This window comes from Photobacterium proteolyticum (assembly GCF_001939735.1).
In the GTDB taxonomy this organism is placed as follows: domain Bacteria; phylum Pseudomonadota; class Gammaproteobacteria; order Enterobacterales; family Vibrionaceae; genus Photobacterium; species Photobacterium proteolyticum.
Map to the genome: position 1 here is coordinate 13,044 of NZ_MJIL01000097.1, position 16,478 is coordinate 29,521.

The 16,478-nt window shown below is 46.9% G+C and carries 19 protein-coding genes; 8 read left to right on the forward strand and 11 right to left on the reverse strand.

Translation table 11 applies throughout. The annotated features are described in order from the left end of the window. The first annotated feature begins 139 nt into the window (after window positions 1-139). Both BIT28_RS25440 and BIT28_RS25445 read left to right on the forward strand, forming a co-directional pair. Window positions 140-1,711 (forward strand): EAL domain-containing protein, encoded by a 1,572-nt coding sequence (locus BIT28_RS25440; protein WP_075767766.1) that lies wholly within the window; start codon window positions 140-142, stop codon window positions 1,709-1,711. Continuing rightward, the gene (locus BIT28_RS25445) at window positions 1,693-2,019 is read left to right on the forward strand and encodes an HI1450 family dsDNA-mimic protein (RefSeq protein ID WP_075767767.1); all 327 of its coding nucleotides are present in this window, start codon (window positions 1,693-1,695) and stop codon (window positions 2,017-2,019) included. Before BIT28_RS25440 ends, BIT28_RS25445 begins: the two co-directional genes overlap by 19 nt. Window positions 2,020-2,107: 88 nt before the next feature. Here BIT28_RS25445 and emrD read toward each other — a convergent pair whose 3' ends face one another. Next, window positions 2,108-3,316, reverse strand: a complete 1,209-nt coding sequence (gene emrD, locus BIT28_RS25450; RefSeq protein WP_083652159.1) for a multidrug efflux MFS transporter EmrD — start codon at window positions 3,314-3,316, stop codon at window positions 2,108-2,110. A 306-nt stretch (window positions 3,317-3,622) separates the two neighbouring features. Further along, a complete protein-coding gene (locus BIT28_RS25455; protein WP_075767768.1) occupies window positions 3,623-4,534 on the reverse strand; it encodes a LysR family transcriptional regulator in 912 nt (303 codons plus the stop codon). Between the two features lie 112 nt (window positions 4,535-4,646). Between BIT28_RS25455 and BIT28_RS25460 the strand changes: the two genes are divergently transcribed. The 5 genes from BIT28_RS25460 (at window position 4,647) to BIT28_RS25480 (ending at window position 8,560) form a co-directional block, all read left to right on the forward strand. Next, on the forward strand, window positions 4,647-5,018 hold the full coding sequence (locus BIT28_RS25460; RefSeq protein WP_075767769.1) for a nuclear transport factor 2 family protein: 372 nt from the start codon (window positions 4,647-4,649) through the stop codon (window positions 5,016-5,018). 269 nt (window positions 5,019-5,287) lie between these two features. Next, entirely contained in the window at window positions 5,288-6,118 is an 831-nt protein-coding gene (locus BIT28_RS25465) for a phosphate ABC transporter substrate-binding protein (protein WP_075767770.1), read from the forward strand. A 6-nt stretch (window positions 6,119-6,124) separates the two neighbouring features. Further along, the gene (locus tag BIT28_RS25470; RefSeq protein WP_075767771.1) at window positions 6,125-6,991 is read left to right on the forward strand and encodes a PstC family ABC transporter permease; all 867 of its coding nucleotides are present in this window, start codon (window positions 6,125-6,127) and stop codon (window positions 6,989-6,991) included. After that, the gene (locus BIT28_RS25475; RefSeq protein ID WP_075767772.1) at window positions 6,988-7,848 is read left to right on the forward strand and encodes a PstA family ABC transporter permease; all 861 of its coding nucleotides are present in this window, start codon (window positions 6,988-6,990) and stop codon (window positions 7,846-7,848) included. The genes BIT28_RS25470 and BIT28_RS25475 overlap by 4 nt, the downstream gene beginning before the upstream one ends. 1 nt (window position 7,849) lies before the next feature. Next, entirely contained in the window at window positions 7,850-8,560 is a 711-nt protein-coding gene (locus tag BIT28_RS25480) for a phosphate ABC transporter ATP-binding protein (RefSeq protein WP_075767773.1), read from the forward strand. Window positions 8,561-8,635: 75 nt separating this feature from the next. Here the strand turns inward: BIT28_RS25480 and BIT28_RS25485 are convergent, their stop codons facing one another. The 8 genes from BIT28_RS25485 to BIT28_RS25520 all read right to left on the reverse strand — a co-directional run bounded on the left by BIT28_RS25485 (window position 8,636) and on the right by BIT28_RS25520 (window position 15,288). Further along, on the reverse strand, window positions 8,636-9,235 hold the full coding sequence (locus tag BIT28_RS25485) for a GTP cyclohydrolase II (protein WP_075767774.1): 600 nt from the start codon (window positions 9,233-9,235) through the stop codon (window positions 8,636-8,638). 354 nt (window positions 9,236-9,589) lie between these two features. After that, window positions 9,590-9,952 (reverse strand): hypothetical protein, encoded by a 363-nt coding sequence (locus BIT28_RS25490; RefSeq protein ID WP_075767775.1) that lies wholly within the window; start codon window positions 9,950-9,952, stop codon window positions 9,590-9,592. A gap of 105 nt (window positions 9,953-10,057) precedes the next feature. Beyond that, window positions 10,058-11,329 (reverse strand): alpha/beta fold hydrolase, encoded by a 1,272-nt coding sequence (locus tag BIT28_RS25495; protein WP_175577616.1) that lies wholly within the window; start codon window positions 11,327-11,329, stop codon window positions 10,058-10,060. Window positions 11,330-11,519: 190 nt separating this feature from the next. Beyond that, window positions 11,520-13,580: a heavy metal translocating P-type ATPase gene (locus BIT28_RS25500; RefSeq protein WP_075767777.1), complete on the reverse strand. Its 2,061-nt coding sequence runs from the start codon at window positions 13,578-13,580 to the stop codon at window positions 11,520-11,522. After that, window positions 13,577-13,879: a hypothetical protein gene (locus BIT28_RS25505; RefSeq protein WP_075767778.1), complete on the reverse strand. Its 303-nt coding sequence runs from the start codon at window positions 13,877-13,879 to the stop codon at window positions 13,577-13,579. The genes BIT28_RS25500 and BIT28_RS25505 overlap by 4 nt, the downstream gene beginning before the upstream one ends. Further along, a complete protein-coding gene (locus BIT28_RS25510; protein ID WP_075767779.1) occupies window positions 13,869-14,177 on the reverse strand; it encodes a magnetosome protein MamC family protein in 309 nt (102 codons plus the stop codon). The genes BIT28_RS25505 and BIT28_RS25510 overlap by 11 nt, the downstream gene beginning before the upstream one ends. 6 nt (window positions 14,178-14,183) lie before the next feature. Continuing rightward, the gene (locus BIT28_RS30085) at window positions 14,184-14,960 is read right to left on the reverse strand and encodes a YtxH domain-containing protein (RefSeq protein WP_245823887.1); all 777 of its coding nucleotides are present in this window, start codon (window positions 14,958-14,960) and stop codon (window positions 14,184-14,186) included. Then, window positions 14,953-15,288, reverse strand: a complete 336-nt coding sequence (locus BIT28_RS25520; RefSeq protein WP_083652161.1) for an HMA2 domain-containing protein — start codon at window positions 15,286-15,288, stop codon at window positions 14,953-14,955. The genes BIT28_RS30085 and BIT28_RS25520 overlap by 8 nt, the downstream gene beginning before the upstream one ends. Window positions 15,289-15,441: 153 nt before the next feature. Here BIT28_RS25520 and BIT28_RS25525 point away from each other — a divergent pair, with 153 nt between their 5' ends. Next, a complete protein-coding gene (locus tag BIT28_RS25525) occupies window positions 15,442-15,801 on the forward strand; it encodes an HMA2 domain-containing protein (protein WP_075767780.1) in 360 nt (119 codons plus the stop codon). Between the two features lie 20 nt (window positions 15,802-15,821). Here the strand turns inward: BIT28_RS25525 and BIT28_RS25530 are convergent, their stop codons facing one another. Next, a complete protein-coding gene (locus BIT28_RS25530; protein WP_075767781.1) occupies window positions 15,822-16,232 on the reverse strand; it encodes a hypothetical protein in 411 nt (136 codons plus the stop codon). Between the last annotated feature and the right edge of the window lie 246 nt (window positions 16,233-16,478).

Sequence of the window (16,478 nt, forward strand, 5' to 3'; positions counted from 1 at the left end):
ACAAATTGAATGTACACGCCAATAAAATGACTTAATTCAAGTTATATTAATAAATCTTTAATTCTTATATTCAATCCAACAAAACTCATATATCCTCTCATCCTTCATTTAAACCTTTACTTAGCTATTATCTACCATAATGAAGAAAACACATATCATTAAGCTGCTATTTTTTACTGCTATTATCGGTGTTTTTTTTAATGTCGCATGGGTAAAATATCAAGCTAATAATCGCTCTGAGGAAACTGTCGCCTATCTGATCGATACTATGGACAAGGTTCTGGAAAATGTTGATAACCAACTAAATTCACTCAGTAATATATATCTGCCATGCAGTGAAGAAAGCCGAGATAAGCTTGAAGAGATGGTGTTTAACTCCAGTGTATTACAAGAAATCACCTACATTGAAAATGGTAATATTCTGTGTGGTGACAGAAACATCGATACTCAACAACTATTAACCCCCTTAAAAATTAATCACATTACCAATAACAACCAGCAGGTAATTTATCGCTCATTCAGTCAGCGAAGACATATTGACGGCGTTTTTTTCATACTTCCAGTCAATGCGGGTTGGTATAAAGTTCTATTTGATATCAAATATATGAGATTCTGGCTTAAGCAACTGACAGAGAAAAGGTTTTTGTATAGCTGCATGTTGGATAATCTCACCGAAACGTCGTATCACTGCGAGCAGAATCTATCGAGCCCTATTTTGTACTCCATCTCGGCCAACTCTAAAAAATATCCCTATTCAGTGGTGACTGGTTATACTAATGATATGTTTGTCGGTGTTTACCTTAGTCAACTTCCCTACGCGATTTTAGTGATAATAAGCCTATCTGTAATCATCACATTACTCAGTTATGCATATTTCAACTGGCGATACTCATTACGCAGTGATATTCAGGGTGCTATTAATAGAAAAGAATTTTTTGCATTTTACCAACCTATTGTTAACGCACACACTGGTGAATGGCAAGGTGCTGAGCTACTGGTTCGATGGTTGCATCCTAACGGTATTGTCACCTCGCCAGCTGAGTTTATTCCCGCGGCAGAGCAATCAGGTCAAATTCAACAGATCACACTTCAGCTTCTTGAAAAAGCCGCTTACGAGAAGAAGATAATTAGTGAAATTTCGCCAACATTTTATCTAGCAATAAATGTAACTGCATCAATGATTGCCAACAAGCAATACGTTGACTCATTGATAGCCATGATAAAACAGTATCCTTCATTACAACATGACATAACGCTAGAGTTTACCGAACGTGAAACCTTCGCCAATGTCGACATTGGTGCACTGCTGGCAGGCATGGAAAATCTTCGTAACGTAGGAGTACGCTGGGCACTAGATGATTTTGGTACCGGTTACGCCGGGTTATCGACGCTACAAATGCTCAGTTTCGACACTTTGAAGATAGATCGCACCTTTGTTGCCTCTTCTGTCACAGATGCCGTCACCCACTCTATTCTTGGCAACATCGTTGAAATGGGGCATAAGCTTCAGTGCTATCTGGTCGCCGAAGGTGTCGAAACGGCAGAGCAAGCAACGCATGTTGCACAGCTAGGGATCGAGTTCTGCCAAGGGTATTACTTCGATCGGCCGATGCCGTTCGAGGACTTTATCGCCAAGCTTGAGCTTAGTGGGTATAATGGTGCCTCAATCAATACCAGAGATTTATGTAGTTCATGGAAACTTCAAACCTGATTTCTTACGACGACGTTATTGACGCGGCTTACGACATTTTCCTTGAAATGGCTGCCGACAGCCTGGAGCCTGCTGACGTTATTCTATTCACCGCACAATTTGAAGATCGCGGCGCAGCTGAGATCGTCGAGACAAAAGACGACTGGGCTGGCCATGTCGGTTTCGATGTCGACAAAGAAGTTTTTGCCGAGGTTCGCATCGGCCTAGTCAATAAAGAAAACGATGAGCTGGATGATGTGTTTGCTCGCATGCTTGTTAGCCGCGATCCGGAAAACAAGTTCTGCCATATTCTTTGGAAACGAGATTAATCTTCACGACAACCTATATACAAAAGGCGGAACATACGTTCCGCCTTTTATTTTTCCGCGGTTTCTTATCCGCTATGCCTGCCGTCTCTTACGCCAGAACAGGTGTATCGTGTCGCTGACTGCGGCGAACCCACAACAGGCTTAGCACAACCAATACTGCCATTACGGTCATCACCGCGCCCAGACTATACTGGTCTTCTGCACGCATCAATGATGCTGCCAGAGTTGCCAACCCTGCGCCCAGATTTTGAAGCCCACCAAGAACAGCCCCAGCTGTGCCGGCATGATGCGGAAAAGGCTCAATCGCTGCAGTTGTTGCTGCAGGGAATAAGATGCCCGCACCAATAAAATAAACAAAAGCACCGCCAATCAATGAGCTGACAGTTACCAGCCCAGCCATACCCGGGATCAAAATAGCAAGCGCCCCTGCGGCTATTGCCAGCATCCCCAGATACATTACCCGAGTATTGCCTAACTGTTTAACCAGTACTGCAGACAGCCAAGAGCCAGCCAAATAGCCCGGCAGAGGTAATACAAACAGCCAGCTGACTGTCTTTGCGTCCAGCTTCAGCACACTACCAAGCAATACGCCCGCTGCCGCTTCAAATACTGCAATCCCGGCAAAAGTCGCAATCAGACACAATACATACCCCTGGAAGCGGCGGTTGCCCAAGACATATCGATAGCTCACCAGTACACGTTCAGCGCGACGATTTTCTACAGGCAATGTCTCGGTAAACATGAACATCATTGCCAGGGTCACCAGGGCGCCAAATATCAGCAGGAAAGTATAGCTGGCCTGCCAGCCAAGTGCCGAAGACAAATACCCACCCAACACTGGCGCGATCAATGGCGAGAATATAACACCCATACTTACCAGGCTATTGGCTCGGTGCAAATCTGCGCCATCATAACAGTCTCGCGTCACAGTCCGCGACATAGCACCACTACAGCCCGTCCCCAGCCCCTGAACAAAGCTGGCAAGCAAAAACAGCTCAAACGACGGTGCAAACAAGGCAGCCAACGTACCCACAAGGAAAATACTCATACCGATGATAATCACCGGCCGACGACCAACCCTGTCCGATAGCGGCCCGTAGAAAAACTGTGACAGGCCGTAAGGGATCAAATATGCCGCCATAACGGCTTGCAGATAAGAAGACTTAACAGCAAAGAAATCAGACATTGCCGGAATAGATGGCACATACATCGTCTGTGTCATCTGACCAACCGCAGTCATAATGATTATTAAAAATAACAATTTTGCCATTTTGGCAGAAGAAGATTGCTGAGCCACAATCTGTCCCTCATCACAGAATAAAATATTGAATACTTGTCGTATATTAAGAAAAATCGCCAAGACGCAGGATAAAAAACCGAGCAATAAACCCTTGCCAAACAATTAACTTGTTAGGAGGAAATATTAGATTCGAGCTCTGTTTTTATGAGCGGAGATAGTAATCGGGAAATCACTATCAAGCAAGAAATTACCGTGCTACTCACACGAAACATTATTATGAAATGGATTAGAAAAAATAATGGATAATTCATCCATATTCTTCAATGGGATTGTATAAACAACAAGTATGGTGCGATGTTAAGCCTATGCCGGAGTTGATAACCTGGATTCAATAGCATCAATACACAGTCTTACCAGTAATGGTACCGTGCTATTAAAAGCATGTGTCGCATAAACAGAGGTAGGTACAAGATAGGCGCCCGGAATCGCTTCTTCCAGACAGCCCGCCTGCTCTCGTTCGCTAAATATAAACTCGGGAATAATCCCCAGCCCGGCACCCGCTTCAATCAATGCCAGCGTTGTCGGTAATGAATCTGCAAACCGGGTTGGGTGCATCATCAAGGTCACAGGCTCTGGCTGTGACTGGTGATAAAGATGATGTACGACATATTTGCCCTGCCAGACATTAGCAACATAATTGCAGTCAGCCATATTCTCGGACAGATCTTCGCAAAAATCGAGGGTATCACTGAACTGAGCGATATATTGCGGGGAACCACACAGCACATCCCTGAACTGACCGATTCGACGTTGGCGATAGCTGCTAGAAGCTGATTCGCCAACCCTTATCGCAAGATCGATACCGTGCTCAATAATATCAACCCGGCCGTCGTCTGCGACAAGGTGTGGAATAATAGCCGGGTAAACCGACACAAGCTCACCGATGGCCGGGGCCACAATACTCCCCATCAAGGCATGCGGCGCCGTAATGGTTATTGAACCTGTCGGTGTAAGCTGGCTTTCTCTTGCCCCTTCCCACGCTTCCTGGGCCAGTTGATTCATCTGCTGGCACTTCTCGTAAAAAGCGGCCCCGGCAGCGGTCAGCGTTTGTCTGCGTGTCGTTCTGTTCAACAGTGTAATGCCCAGCTCTTGCTCAAGCACTTTTAAGTGCTGGCTGATCACCGACTTCGACAGGCTCAAATCTTCGGCAGCAGCGCTTATCGAGCCCCGCTCTACCACTTTGGCAAACACAGACATATGGCGAAGGTAGTTCATAGTATTGTTCAGTTTTATCAAACAGTATTTACATATTACTCTGTTTTTCGCCGCTAATATCTAATTTAAGCTTTAATCATCGACTAAATATGAAGCAAAGCAGGAAAAGACGATGACAACTCAGGCTCCGGAAACATTCAAGACTGGCATTGAACTATGGAAAAAGTCTTTCAATCAACAAGATGCAGCTGGATGCGCCGCACAGTACACCGCTGATGCCGTTATGCACGCGCGTCCGTTCGGCACATTCACTGGTACAGAAGAAATTCGTGGCTTCTGGCAACACATCATCGATTCAGGCTATCAGCAGGTTGAATATCAAAACACAACATGGGAGAAAAAAGACAGCAATTGCTTCATTCTTCGCTCTGAGTGGACAATGAACAAGGCCTTCGGCGTTGTACATGAAGAGCATTGGGTCATACAGCCAGATGGCACCGCAAAATTAGCTTACGATGACTTTGAAGTGTTAGGCGAGCGCTGATAACACTTCGCAGCTCCATATATTGCTCTCAAGGTAATTGCTTAGCGGCTATTGTTTTAAGGCTATAATCCTCAAGTTTCTTGAGGATTTTTCTCAAAGTGTCTATTGACCACCATGTCTCTAAATGGAAATCATGATTTAAATCAATAGACATTATGAACCTTCACCCATAATAACTCTGCTTTATCAAGCCAATACACACCATTAAGCTGTTCGCTAATTGTACAGCCATGTCACTGATGTAACTGATAAAAATAAATGGAGATATTATGTGGTTTAAATCTAGTGTTATTAGACTGCTACTCTGTAGTGCATTCGTTTTCGCCTCTCACTCTCAGGCAACGGAACTCAACAAGTTTGATGGCCTTTCCGGAACGGTCAATATTGCTGGCGGTACAGCACACATTCCAGTAATGAAACAAGCAGCAAAATCCATCATGAAGGCAAACCGTGATATAAAAATCACCATAGCCGGTGGAGGTTCCGGGGTCGGAGCCCAGCAAGTCGCAAAAGGGCTCGTCGATATTGGCAACACAGGACGTCCGCTAAAACCCAGCGAAGCTAAGCACGGACTCGTCTCCCTCCCCTTTGCGATTGATGGTGTAGCTGCAATTATCAACCCAGCTAACCCAGTCGAAGGCTTAAGCACCCAACAAGTCATTGATATCTTCTCGGGCAAAATCACCAACTGGAAACAACTCGGGGGCGAAGATCGCGCGATTAACGTCTTTACCCGTGACGAGGCCAGTGGTACCCGTGCTGTTTTTTCGAAAAAACTACTTAACAATATCCCACTGGTCAGCCATGCCAATGTTGTCCCTTCAAACGGTGCAATGAAAACCGCTATCGCCCGTGATCCGGCAGCAATTGGCTATACGAGCGTTGGCTATATCGACCAGACAGTTAAAGCCCCCGATCTAGACAACATCCACCCAAGTAACGAAGCCTGTGCATCTGGCGAATATCCGATCGTTCGAAAGCTGTATATGAACACCAAAGGTGAACCACAAGGTCTCACCAAGGCGTTTATCGATTACATATTCAGCCCTCAGGGCGAATCGTACATTCAGGCTGCTGGCTATATCCCGGTTCGCAGTTAAGCATCGATGAAAGCAACAATAACAACAGAACGGGTACTCTTGATGCTTGCCATCACGGTAGCCGTTCTGATGACCATGCTATTTGGCTTCTTAGGCTTTTTTGCCCTGCCAGTATTTTTCAATGCCGGAGATTCGCTTCTTTCCCTTAGCTGGCAACCCGAACAGGGGCAATATGGTATCTTGCCAATGGTGCTGGGATCAGGAATGGTTGCCATTCTGGCCCTTATTCTGGCCTTTCCGTTAGCCATTGGCATCACTAGCTTCTGCCTGCTTGAGCGTTATAAAACCGTCTCTGTATGGGTACGAAGAATAGTCAGATTGATGACAGGGATCCCCACCGTCGTCTATGGCCTTGCCGCAGTATTCTTACTCGTTCCGCTGTTAAGGGAGACTTTCCGATACGGCTCGGGATATTGCCTGTTGGCAACGGCAGCAATTGTTACACTGCTTATCTTGCCTGTGATGATCCTGATGCTTGAGTCTCATTGCCGCCCGATGGCGGAACAGCTGCGCCTAAATGCCACGGCCTTGGGGTTTACTGATATCCAAACCATATTGTTTATCATCTTACCCAACTCTACGAAGGCGATGGCCGCAGCTGCTTTGCTTGGTTTCAGCCGAGCCATTGGCGATACACTTCTGCCACTGATGCTGGCAGGTAATGCCCCGCAACTAACAGGCAATGTACTCGATTCCATACGAACCTTAACCGCCCATATCGGATTGGTCTTGGCGACCGAAAACGGCAGTTCTGCCTATAACTCACTGTTTGCAGCAGGATTATTGTTGCTCTTAATCAGCACGGCAGTCACTTCTTTGATCAGAAGATTAGAACTTTCACACAGTAGAACCATTACCAAGGAGCAGCTATGAAGCTACGCCTGTTCCACCTATGGTGTTTGTGCTCTACGGTTGGATTGATTACCTGCCTTTCTGTATTACTTGGGTTTATTATTACTCGCGGCACAACGGCCTTTGATTTCACCCTCTTTTTTGGTGATACCGACCCACTGAAGGGCATTTTCGGCATTGAACCTATATGGGATGGTATATGGCCTGCCTGCGTAGGAACACTGACAGTTGTCACCTTCGCACTATCACTTGCTTTGCTCCCAGGAGTCGCGACAGGGATATGGCTCGCGATAAGTCCGGCAACTCGATTCAGCCGGGTATTAGCTTTTGGCATTGATATCCTTGCCGGTATCCCTTCCATTTTGATGGGCTTGTTCGGTTTTACATTAATCCTGTTTCTGCGAAATTGGTTGATCCCTTCTGCTAACACCTGCTTAGTCCTGTCAGCATTAAGCCTGGCAATCCTTATCATTCCCTATTTGGCTGTCGCTACCCGCACGGCTTTACTTGCACTTCCTCCTTCGCTCGAACTTACCGCCCTGTCACTCGGAATGACACATTGGCAAGCTTTACGCTCGGTATTGCTCCCACAAGCAGCCAAGGGAATATCTGGTGGCATTATGCTTGCCGCAGGTAGAGCCGCTGAAGATACAGCCGTGATAATGCTAACAGGCGTAGTCGCAAATGCAGGCTTACCCGGAGGCATATTCGAGCGCTATGAAGCACTGCCCTTTACTATTTTTTATTACAGTGCTCAGTACCAAAGTGACACCGAGCTACAAATGGCCTTTGGTGCGGCACTCACACTCCTGTGCCTTACTGCCACCATCTTTTCTGTTGCTAGTTTTTTGATTCGTACCACTTCACGGCGGCAATAACATGAACTTAACTCTACCCCCTTCAATGGCTGGAAAAATAACTGATCTCAGCATCTACTTTGACAAACAGCCAATCATTTCTAATCTCAGTATCAGTCTGAAAAAAAAACAAATCCATGTACTGACAGGAACATCAGGTTCTGGAAAAACAACCCTGCTAAGAGCACTAAACCGCCTGAATGACTGCTTCAATAATAGCTATACCAAAGGCCAGATCACGCTGTCGCTAGACGGAGAGTCCATGGCTGTAAATACGCTGAAAACACACCAGCTACCTAATCTACGCCGAAAAGTTGGTATGGTCTTCCAGCACCCCCAATTGTTGCCAGGAACTGTCATTGATAATTTGTTGTTGCCACTAAAGGTTGTCAATCACGTTTCAGGGGAGCACGCTCATGCCCAGGCAATTTCGGCACTGCAACAAGCCGCTCTTTGGGATGATGTAAAAGATCGACTTTCGAGGCCGGCTAATACGTTGTCCGGAGGACAACAGCAGCGCCTATGTCTTGCTCGTACTCTTGCTCTCGAACCTGAAATATTACTGCTCGATGAGCCAACAGCATCGCTAGACCCTGATACGACAATTCAAATTGAAGCACTGATCCGTCAGCTAGCCGCCCAATATACGATTGTAATGGTTTCGCATTCCGCGCAACAAACGCAGAAGTTGGCAGATAAAGTAATTCACCTTGAGCAAGGCAGATGTGTTTGATTTACGAGGGAAATAAAACGAAGAATGAAAGATCTCTTGATCACAGCAGTGATCAAGAGACAAAGAAGACTCTAATCAGTCGAAGTTAAAGCGGTGCTTACCACGGCTGGCTTTTGTTCTCAGGTAGCTTTCGTTACCGTCTTTCACATGAGCCTTGGTACCGACAACTTCAGAGATGGTAATGCCCAGCGCTTCAAGCTCATTGATTTTCTTCGGATTATTGGTGATCAGGCGAATATCGGCAATACCCAACGCCTTAAGCATCAGTGCCGCTTCGGTGAAGTCACGCAAGTCATCACCAAAACCAAGGTGATTGTTGGCTTCATAGGTATTCATGCCCTGGCTTTGCAGCTCGTAAGCATCAATTTTATTGTACAAACCAATACCGCGCCCTTCCTGACGCAAGTACAGCAGTACGCCACCCTGCTCGCCCATTTTGTTCAGTGTTTCGTCTAGCTGTTCACCACAATCACAGCGCGAAGAGTGGAAAACGTCGCCCGTCAGGCACTCGGAATGCATTCGAACCAGCGGAGGTGAAGATTGTTTATCAGCGTCCTGAAAAATCAGGGCAACATGTTCTTTACCTGACTCAAGTCCGTTAAAAGAAAGTAGATCGGCTTCGATATCACTGTTCAAGCCGACTTTGAAAGGCACTCGCGCCCGTACATTAACCATGTTGTTCCTAAGTACTTCTGAATTGCCATTACGGGAATAAAAGCCACAAATAGTTCGCTATCACCGAACCGTATCGGGCATGGGTATTATACCTATACCCCATAAAAGCAGATAACCTTACTTTATACCCAACTACCATAATACTCTGATATTAAAGTACTTGTATGGAATTTGAGCATTCCTCTTTATTACTTAGATGATATCTAAAATAATTACACTAAAACAGCACTTCTTGTCACAGCAGTAATCATAGCGACACTATTAGTATGGCCGTTACCGAGAAGTTAAATGTTATATTATAACATTTACGGGTGCTTCTCATTATGCATGATGTGGCAACTGCTGAAAAAGCAGTTAATTTAGCCCGTAGTGACGTTCAAGCCTGGCATGTAAAAACAGACAGGAAGAAAGAAGCGTAAAGCAGATCACCACTCCCATAATGATGGTCATTCGTTGCCAGTCATCACCCATCATCATTCTGGTCATCAACATCTGATACGTGATTTGCATCCATGTTAATGAAGCCACAACCAGGCTAACTTGCATGAAGCGTGCAACAATGGCGCTCTTGACAACCAATAGCAACGGAAAGGACACCAGAGCGGCAAACACATATAAGTTCCCCATTCGCAAAAAATGTGCAGCCAATAACCAGAAACTAAGCACTACCGGAAGCAGTAGGCCAACAAGACTAAAAGTACCTGCTGAGTTTTTCATTTTTCTATCCCAGATATTAAAGTTGTAATATATATACAACTTTAATGTCAAAAAAGCCAGTTAGGCAAATGCGGCAGCATTTGTAACTATTGGTTGCTTATTATATCACTGCGCACTGCCGCGCTGTTCTAGCTCATCAGCAAGCAAAATAAGCCTGTCCAGAATACGTTCACCGTCAGCTCGCAAACCATTATGCTCGTATTCATTGGTCATCCACGCCTTCGCCTTGCCCATCTTGGCTAACGTCTCTCGGCTATAGTCAAACTCTACATACATATCATCGACATACACTGCGGCCGCAACAGGCACCTTATTGCGTGACAGCTGCTCTAGATCATAGAGTACAGGCCAGTCTTTCTTCTCGGCAAGTTGCTCAGCCGCCGCTTTAAGCGGTTTAAGGCTTTCCAACTGATCAAACATCCATGGGTAGACCATCTCGCCGGTAAAACAGAAATCCTTACCTGATTCATAATGACACTGCGGATACTCGGAACGAACTCGGTGGGCCGACCACCGTGAGGCTGTATTCTGACAATAAATGGCCTCATGCAAAATAGCGTAAATCGGGTTGGTCTGATAAGCCTGCTCTGCCAGCATTGCATTAAGGAAACTGTAGCTTAGCTGTGGTGCCCCTCCAGCCTCGACAAATGCGCCTTCCAGCAAGTAATACATTGCCACATTTGCTCCGCTTTGGCCCAGGTTAATCCCGATAAGCTGAAACTGCTCTACAGTAAATACCTGACCATTGGGTAACCGCACATCATTGGCAAGTAGATGATCAGCAATCCGGTTACACATTTGCTGGGCCTGGGGAAACGCATCGAAAAACGCCTTATTCTTATCCAGCACCCGTTTGTATGTTGCGCGATACACCTCATCGGCATGACGCGTCAATGACGGGATCCCTCCGGTAACATAGGCTCTCGACAGGCTATCAGGATAACAAGACAAATAATGCAAGGTACAGAAGCCGCCAAAACTTTGCCCCAGCAAGGCCCATTGTTCGATACCCAGCTGCTCACGAATGGCTTCAGCATCGCGGACGATATTGTCAGCCCTAAACTGAGACAAATAGTCAACCTGCTCGCTGACTGATTGGCTGGCCAGAGTTTGTGCGCTGACAACCTGGCTATTGCCTGTTCCGCGCTGATCCAGCAGCAGCACCCGATATTGCTGTAATGCACGCTTTAACCAACCACTGTTGGCATCGGGACGAGGAGACGGAAAACCCGGGCCGCCCTGCAAATAAACAAGCCATGGCAGTGTCGCATCACGGTTCTCTTTCAAAACGACTTCACGGGCAAAGACCGTTATCGTTTCACCGTCCTTGTTGGCATAGTCAAGCGGCAAAGCAAACTGATGCTGGTGGCATAACATATTATCGACATAAAAAGCTGACTCCACTCTTTTCCCCTTTTATTCGTCTGTTCTATTTTATCTCTATGTGCCTGATTGTATAGCAAGAATGCTAGCTATTGAAAATAGGGAATAAATTATCGACGACTTAAACGACAATGCCCGGCGTTTGCCGGGCATTCATCTATTAATCAGTCGTAAAAGCAGCTACCTAAGCATTTTTGGCTGCCACTGAGCGTGCCAAAATAGCCAAGGTTGTCCCGTTATGTAACAAGGCACTCGCCGCCGGGCTAAGCATACCCAACGCAGCAGCTAACATAATGCCGCTGTTAACGTATTCTGCCAGCTTAATGTTGCTGTTAACCAACGACATGGCAACTTGTGCCAGTTGTCTTGACTCAGCAACACCGTACAGCTCGTCTCTCAGCAGTACAACATCAGCCGCCTGTCTGGCCAGTTCTGTACCTTTGCACATCGCCACACCAACATCGGCTTTCGTCAGCGCCGGAGCATCATTAACGCCGTCACCAACAAACATCACGGTACGGCCGGACTGACGCAGTTCCTCAACAATTTTCGATTTACTCGACGGAGTGGCCTCAGCATAGACCTTGTCCAGCTTAAGCTCATCCCCCAGCATCTGGGCTTTGAAAGCACGGTCACCGGAGATCATAACGAGCTCGCGTATTCCCGAATCACGAAGCACCTGAAGCGTCTGCGTTACATCGTCACGTAAATGATCACGAAGGCCGATCAGGCCTATCAACTTATGCTGATGCGAGATATAGATCAGGTGGCGCCCTTTTTCCTCAAGATCACGAATAGTTGCTTCGAACGGTGTAAAATCAACTTCTTCATGTACTTCAAGGAAATGGCGGCTTCCCATCACCAGACAGTGCTCATTGAGCGTGCTGCGAAGGCCATGGGCAATTACATACTCTACCTCGCCATGATCAATATGCGGCAACTCATTATGCTTCGCCGCATTTACCACAGCCTGGGATAACGGGTGACTACTGTGCTCTTCCACCGATGCCGCAATGGCCAGCAGATCCCTGGCACTATTATCACTGCAGAGCGGGACCACATCAGTCACTTCCATATCGCCGTAAGTCAGTGTTCCGGTCTTATCAAAGACACAGGTATCCACCTTCACCAGCTTCTCGATGGCACTGCCGCCCTTAAGAAGAATGCCGTTCTGCGCGGCACGATACATAATCGACTTAAAAGTAACTGGGGTACTGAGTTTTAGCGCACAGGAATAATCGACCAAAAAGACCGAGGCAAGACGGTTGACGTCCTGAGTCAGCGCAAACACAGCGGCACCGATCCCCAGGGTGATCTTTACACGGCGATCTGCCATGTCCTGAGTCACCTGTTGGATCTCACTTTTCTCGCTCAGCGATTCATAAATCAGCTTGGCAATTTTAGCTGTGGTTGCCTCGCTGCCGACTTTCTCTACTCGTACCTTGATCGAGCCTTCATGGACAGTCGTCCCTGAATACACCACGGCATCAGGCTCACGACGAACAGGCACGCTTTCACCCGTTAGCGTCGACTGGTTGATCAGTGCAGCGCCGGATTCAATCGTACCGTCAATCGGAATTGCGTTGCCAGGCATCAATTCAATCAAATCGCCGGCCACCAGCTCGGAGGAATTACACTGAGTCTTACCATCGGCATCAATGCGCCACACCAGACATTCCTGTGGCCTCATTAACTCTGCCAGCAGTTGATCGCTGCTTCGGCTGGTACGCTGCTCCATGTATTCACCCAGACTGATCAGGCTCTGGGTCATCATTGCGGTACGATAATCACCCCGCCAGGCAGACAAACCAACAGCAACAGCGTCAAGGACCTCGACTGAAACACGCTTATTTCTAAGCTCGTCGATCCCTTCAAATAACGTTGGTGCAATCAAGCTCGCAGTAGCAAGTGCGCCCCAACGTTTGGGTAGCATTGCAGCAGACAGTGTGCCGATAACATTCATCGCCACATCACCGCGGGTGTATTCATGCTCCGAGTCTGATGCTTCTGCTTCGTTGAGATCTAGCACCGATAGACGCGCCTTGATGGTTTTGCAGTCCAGTAGCTGCGTCTCATACGAAATAACCACCGAGCAGGCATGCTCGTTAACCCGAACCTCGCGCACCCCCTGAATGGCCATCAGGCTTTGCTTGATCCAGTCACCGATATCCCGATACGCTTTTAGCGCAGGAACTTTGAATCGGATCCGCCCAGGAAGATGATGTCGAACTTGCAGTCCAATCATTCCTCACCCTTGTGAAGATTGCGGTAGTATTCAAGCTCGGCCTGTGTATCTTCCAGGCGCTCTTTTAGCTCTTCGACTTCACCACGAACCGCTGACCATGCCTTCTCACCTGTCGCGGCGACACCTTGCTGAAATTTCTTGTTGGTAAGCAGGTACGCAACCGCGGCACCAGCAGCCACACCCATAACGAAGTGAGTCTTGGTGTTTTGCTTCTTATATGTTGGCTCAGCTGCAGGCTGTTGTTGGCCACCGTAATACGGGTAGCCATAGTAAGGATTGTATGGGTTATTATTGCTCATTTTTTTTCTGTTCCGCATATTGTTCCATCATGTACAAACCGGCTGCCCCTGCACTAAGTACAGTAAGCATTGAAAGTACCGGTCTGCCTGCCATTTTTTCAGCGATATAGGTTGTCGCACCACTTGCCAGGCCAGTTTTGAGCGAATCTTTAGCGACAGTCGATACCAGCTGATTGGTATCGATCTCACCGGACTGATGCGCCTTCCACTGATTGGCCGCGGACGCCGTGCCACCAAGGATAGCACCGACCAACATGGCTCGACTCGCTGGGTTTAGCTTGTCAGATGAATTGCTCATAGATTTTTACTTTTCAAAATCGTCGTGCGCAGGAAATTCATCATACTCACTCTCTTGGGCAGATGCCTTCTCGTGGCTATGGCGTTCAACTGATTCTCTGAAACCCTCTTTGCCCGCTTCATAGGTATCACGGAAGATTTCTCCGCCTGTAGATACATTCTCCTTAACGGAAGAAGCTGTCTGGGTAGCGGTATCTTTTACCGAGGCACCACCGCTTTTCAGCATATCGCCAGCGTTAGATACCATTCCCATCAGGCCCTTACGGACATTTTCGTTGCTTAGGATTAGTGCAGCTGCGGCACCAACCATTGCGCCTTTCCAAAACTCTTTATCATTCATACCCATAGTTCCTAATATCTGCTTAAACATCCCGGCTTCTTCACCGAGAGCACCTTCGAGCATTGCCTGTGCCTGCTCGAACATTGGATCGTTTTCCTCTGACGCTTGTTGCTCGGTCTGAGGTGGTACCATTCCCGGGTGCATATAACCGGCATGAGGCGGCGGAGCCATTCCAGGATGCATGTGACCATGATGCATGTAACCTGCTGGCGGTGGAGCCACACCAGGATGCATTTGGCCAGGGTGCATGTTACCTGGATGCACATTACCATGAGGATGAGCATGGGGATGCATCATTCCAGGGTGTCCGTGGTAGTACGGGTGCATCATATGGGGCGGATAACCGTAATAACCCGGTGGTGGCACTTGCTGGGCCCACTCCGGCGGCTCACCGTATTGGCCATAAGGGTTGTCAGGCTGCCCCTGGTTTTCTTCATTACTCATGATTCGCTCCGTCTATTTCTAAACAAGCACCAAGTGCATAACAGGCTTGCTCTGCATCTTGTTCGGATTGAGAAAACAATGCATCAATCAAGTGTGGTTTGACGATGGAAGCGTCATACTCAATGAGCAAGCTTCCTGTCGCATTGTTTAGTTTGTAGTTTTTAAACGCCGGTATATTTTGCAAGGCACGTTCTATTTCAGAACTATTGAATGTGGCAAGGTGAGCCAAGATGCCCAACTTGTACTTCAGTCTCACTCGTCCAGGAATATGGTGCCCAACTGTCACCCAGCGTCTTAGCTTTAAAGCTGTATCGATATGTTTTTTCATAAGCGGATTATATATATAAAACTATAAATTCAATCGCTTAAGGTTAGCCTGAAGTTATTTATTCGCTTTTTCTTTGCGCTCCGTCAATTGGAATGATAATGTTGCGAATGAAAATGATTTTTATCTAGATAAGCATCTTGGTTGGCACATTTTATGAACACGTATATTCACAAAACAAATCAACGTTTACGGGTGCGCTCAGACTTCATTCGCCAAAACCCTAAAGCCGTCAAAGAGCTAATTGCTGATTTACAACAGATTGATGCCATAGGTGCAATCAAGCACAAACGCTATGCCGGTTCGGTTGCGATTAGCTTCGACGACAAAGAACTAGATTGCGAGAGCTTGCTCGAAATATTAGATAGTCATGGCTGGACCCGCGCTTCAAGCAAACCCACTTTTATTGAAAATGCAGTGACAAATGGGACTAAGACCTTTGCCAGGGGGATGGCGGTAATGGCGCTAAAACGCCTGGTTGGCCCGTCAGTGAGTCGGGTAATAATGAGCCTATAACAATACTGAGACTAAAGACGCTAAGCGCGAATATTAAACTTCTTTGCTGCGCACTTACAGATGCCGTTATTGAGTGCCGGGCAGCGCTTGCAAGCCGGAGACTTGAGCGGAACTCGTACCAATGTTTGCTTCGCATTCGAAGAGCTCGGCAGTTTTATCGCGGAGCGGAATGATGGTGAGGAAGAGGCAGAGAATTGAAGCTCGCCGCCTTCACGAAACCATGACAAAACCGGATTTAAAGGGGTTGCTAACTCAGAGACAGCACTGAGCATCGCCTGCTGTGAAATATCTATTACCTCTCGCCTGACTTCCTCATCCCCCCCGGCAACGGACGCTGCTGCCTTTCCAAGCTGCTTTAGTTGCTCTGCCGAACGGTTGGGCACTTTCTCTACTTTCTTCTTCAGTTTTTTTAGTGCTTTTTTGGTATTCACGACAATAACTTCTTTCTTCGTTTGTTAACCGCCAAGCTACCAAAATACCAAGGAAAAATACATAGATACCCCAACTGAACATCCTGATTATATAATGTCACTATCACCTCATCTAACACAGGTTTAAACACTTTGTTGGTAAACACTCGCAGATACACCCCATACGTATCGATAACAGGGTAAATAAGGTGCGGAAATAAGCAGCCACATCTTTTTTACACAACTTCAATTGTTATTTCTTGTAAA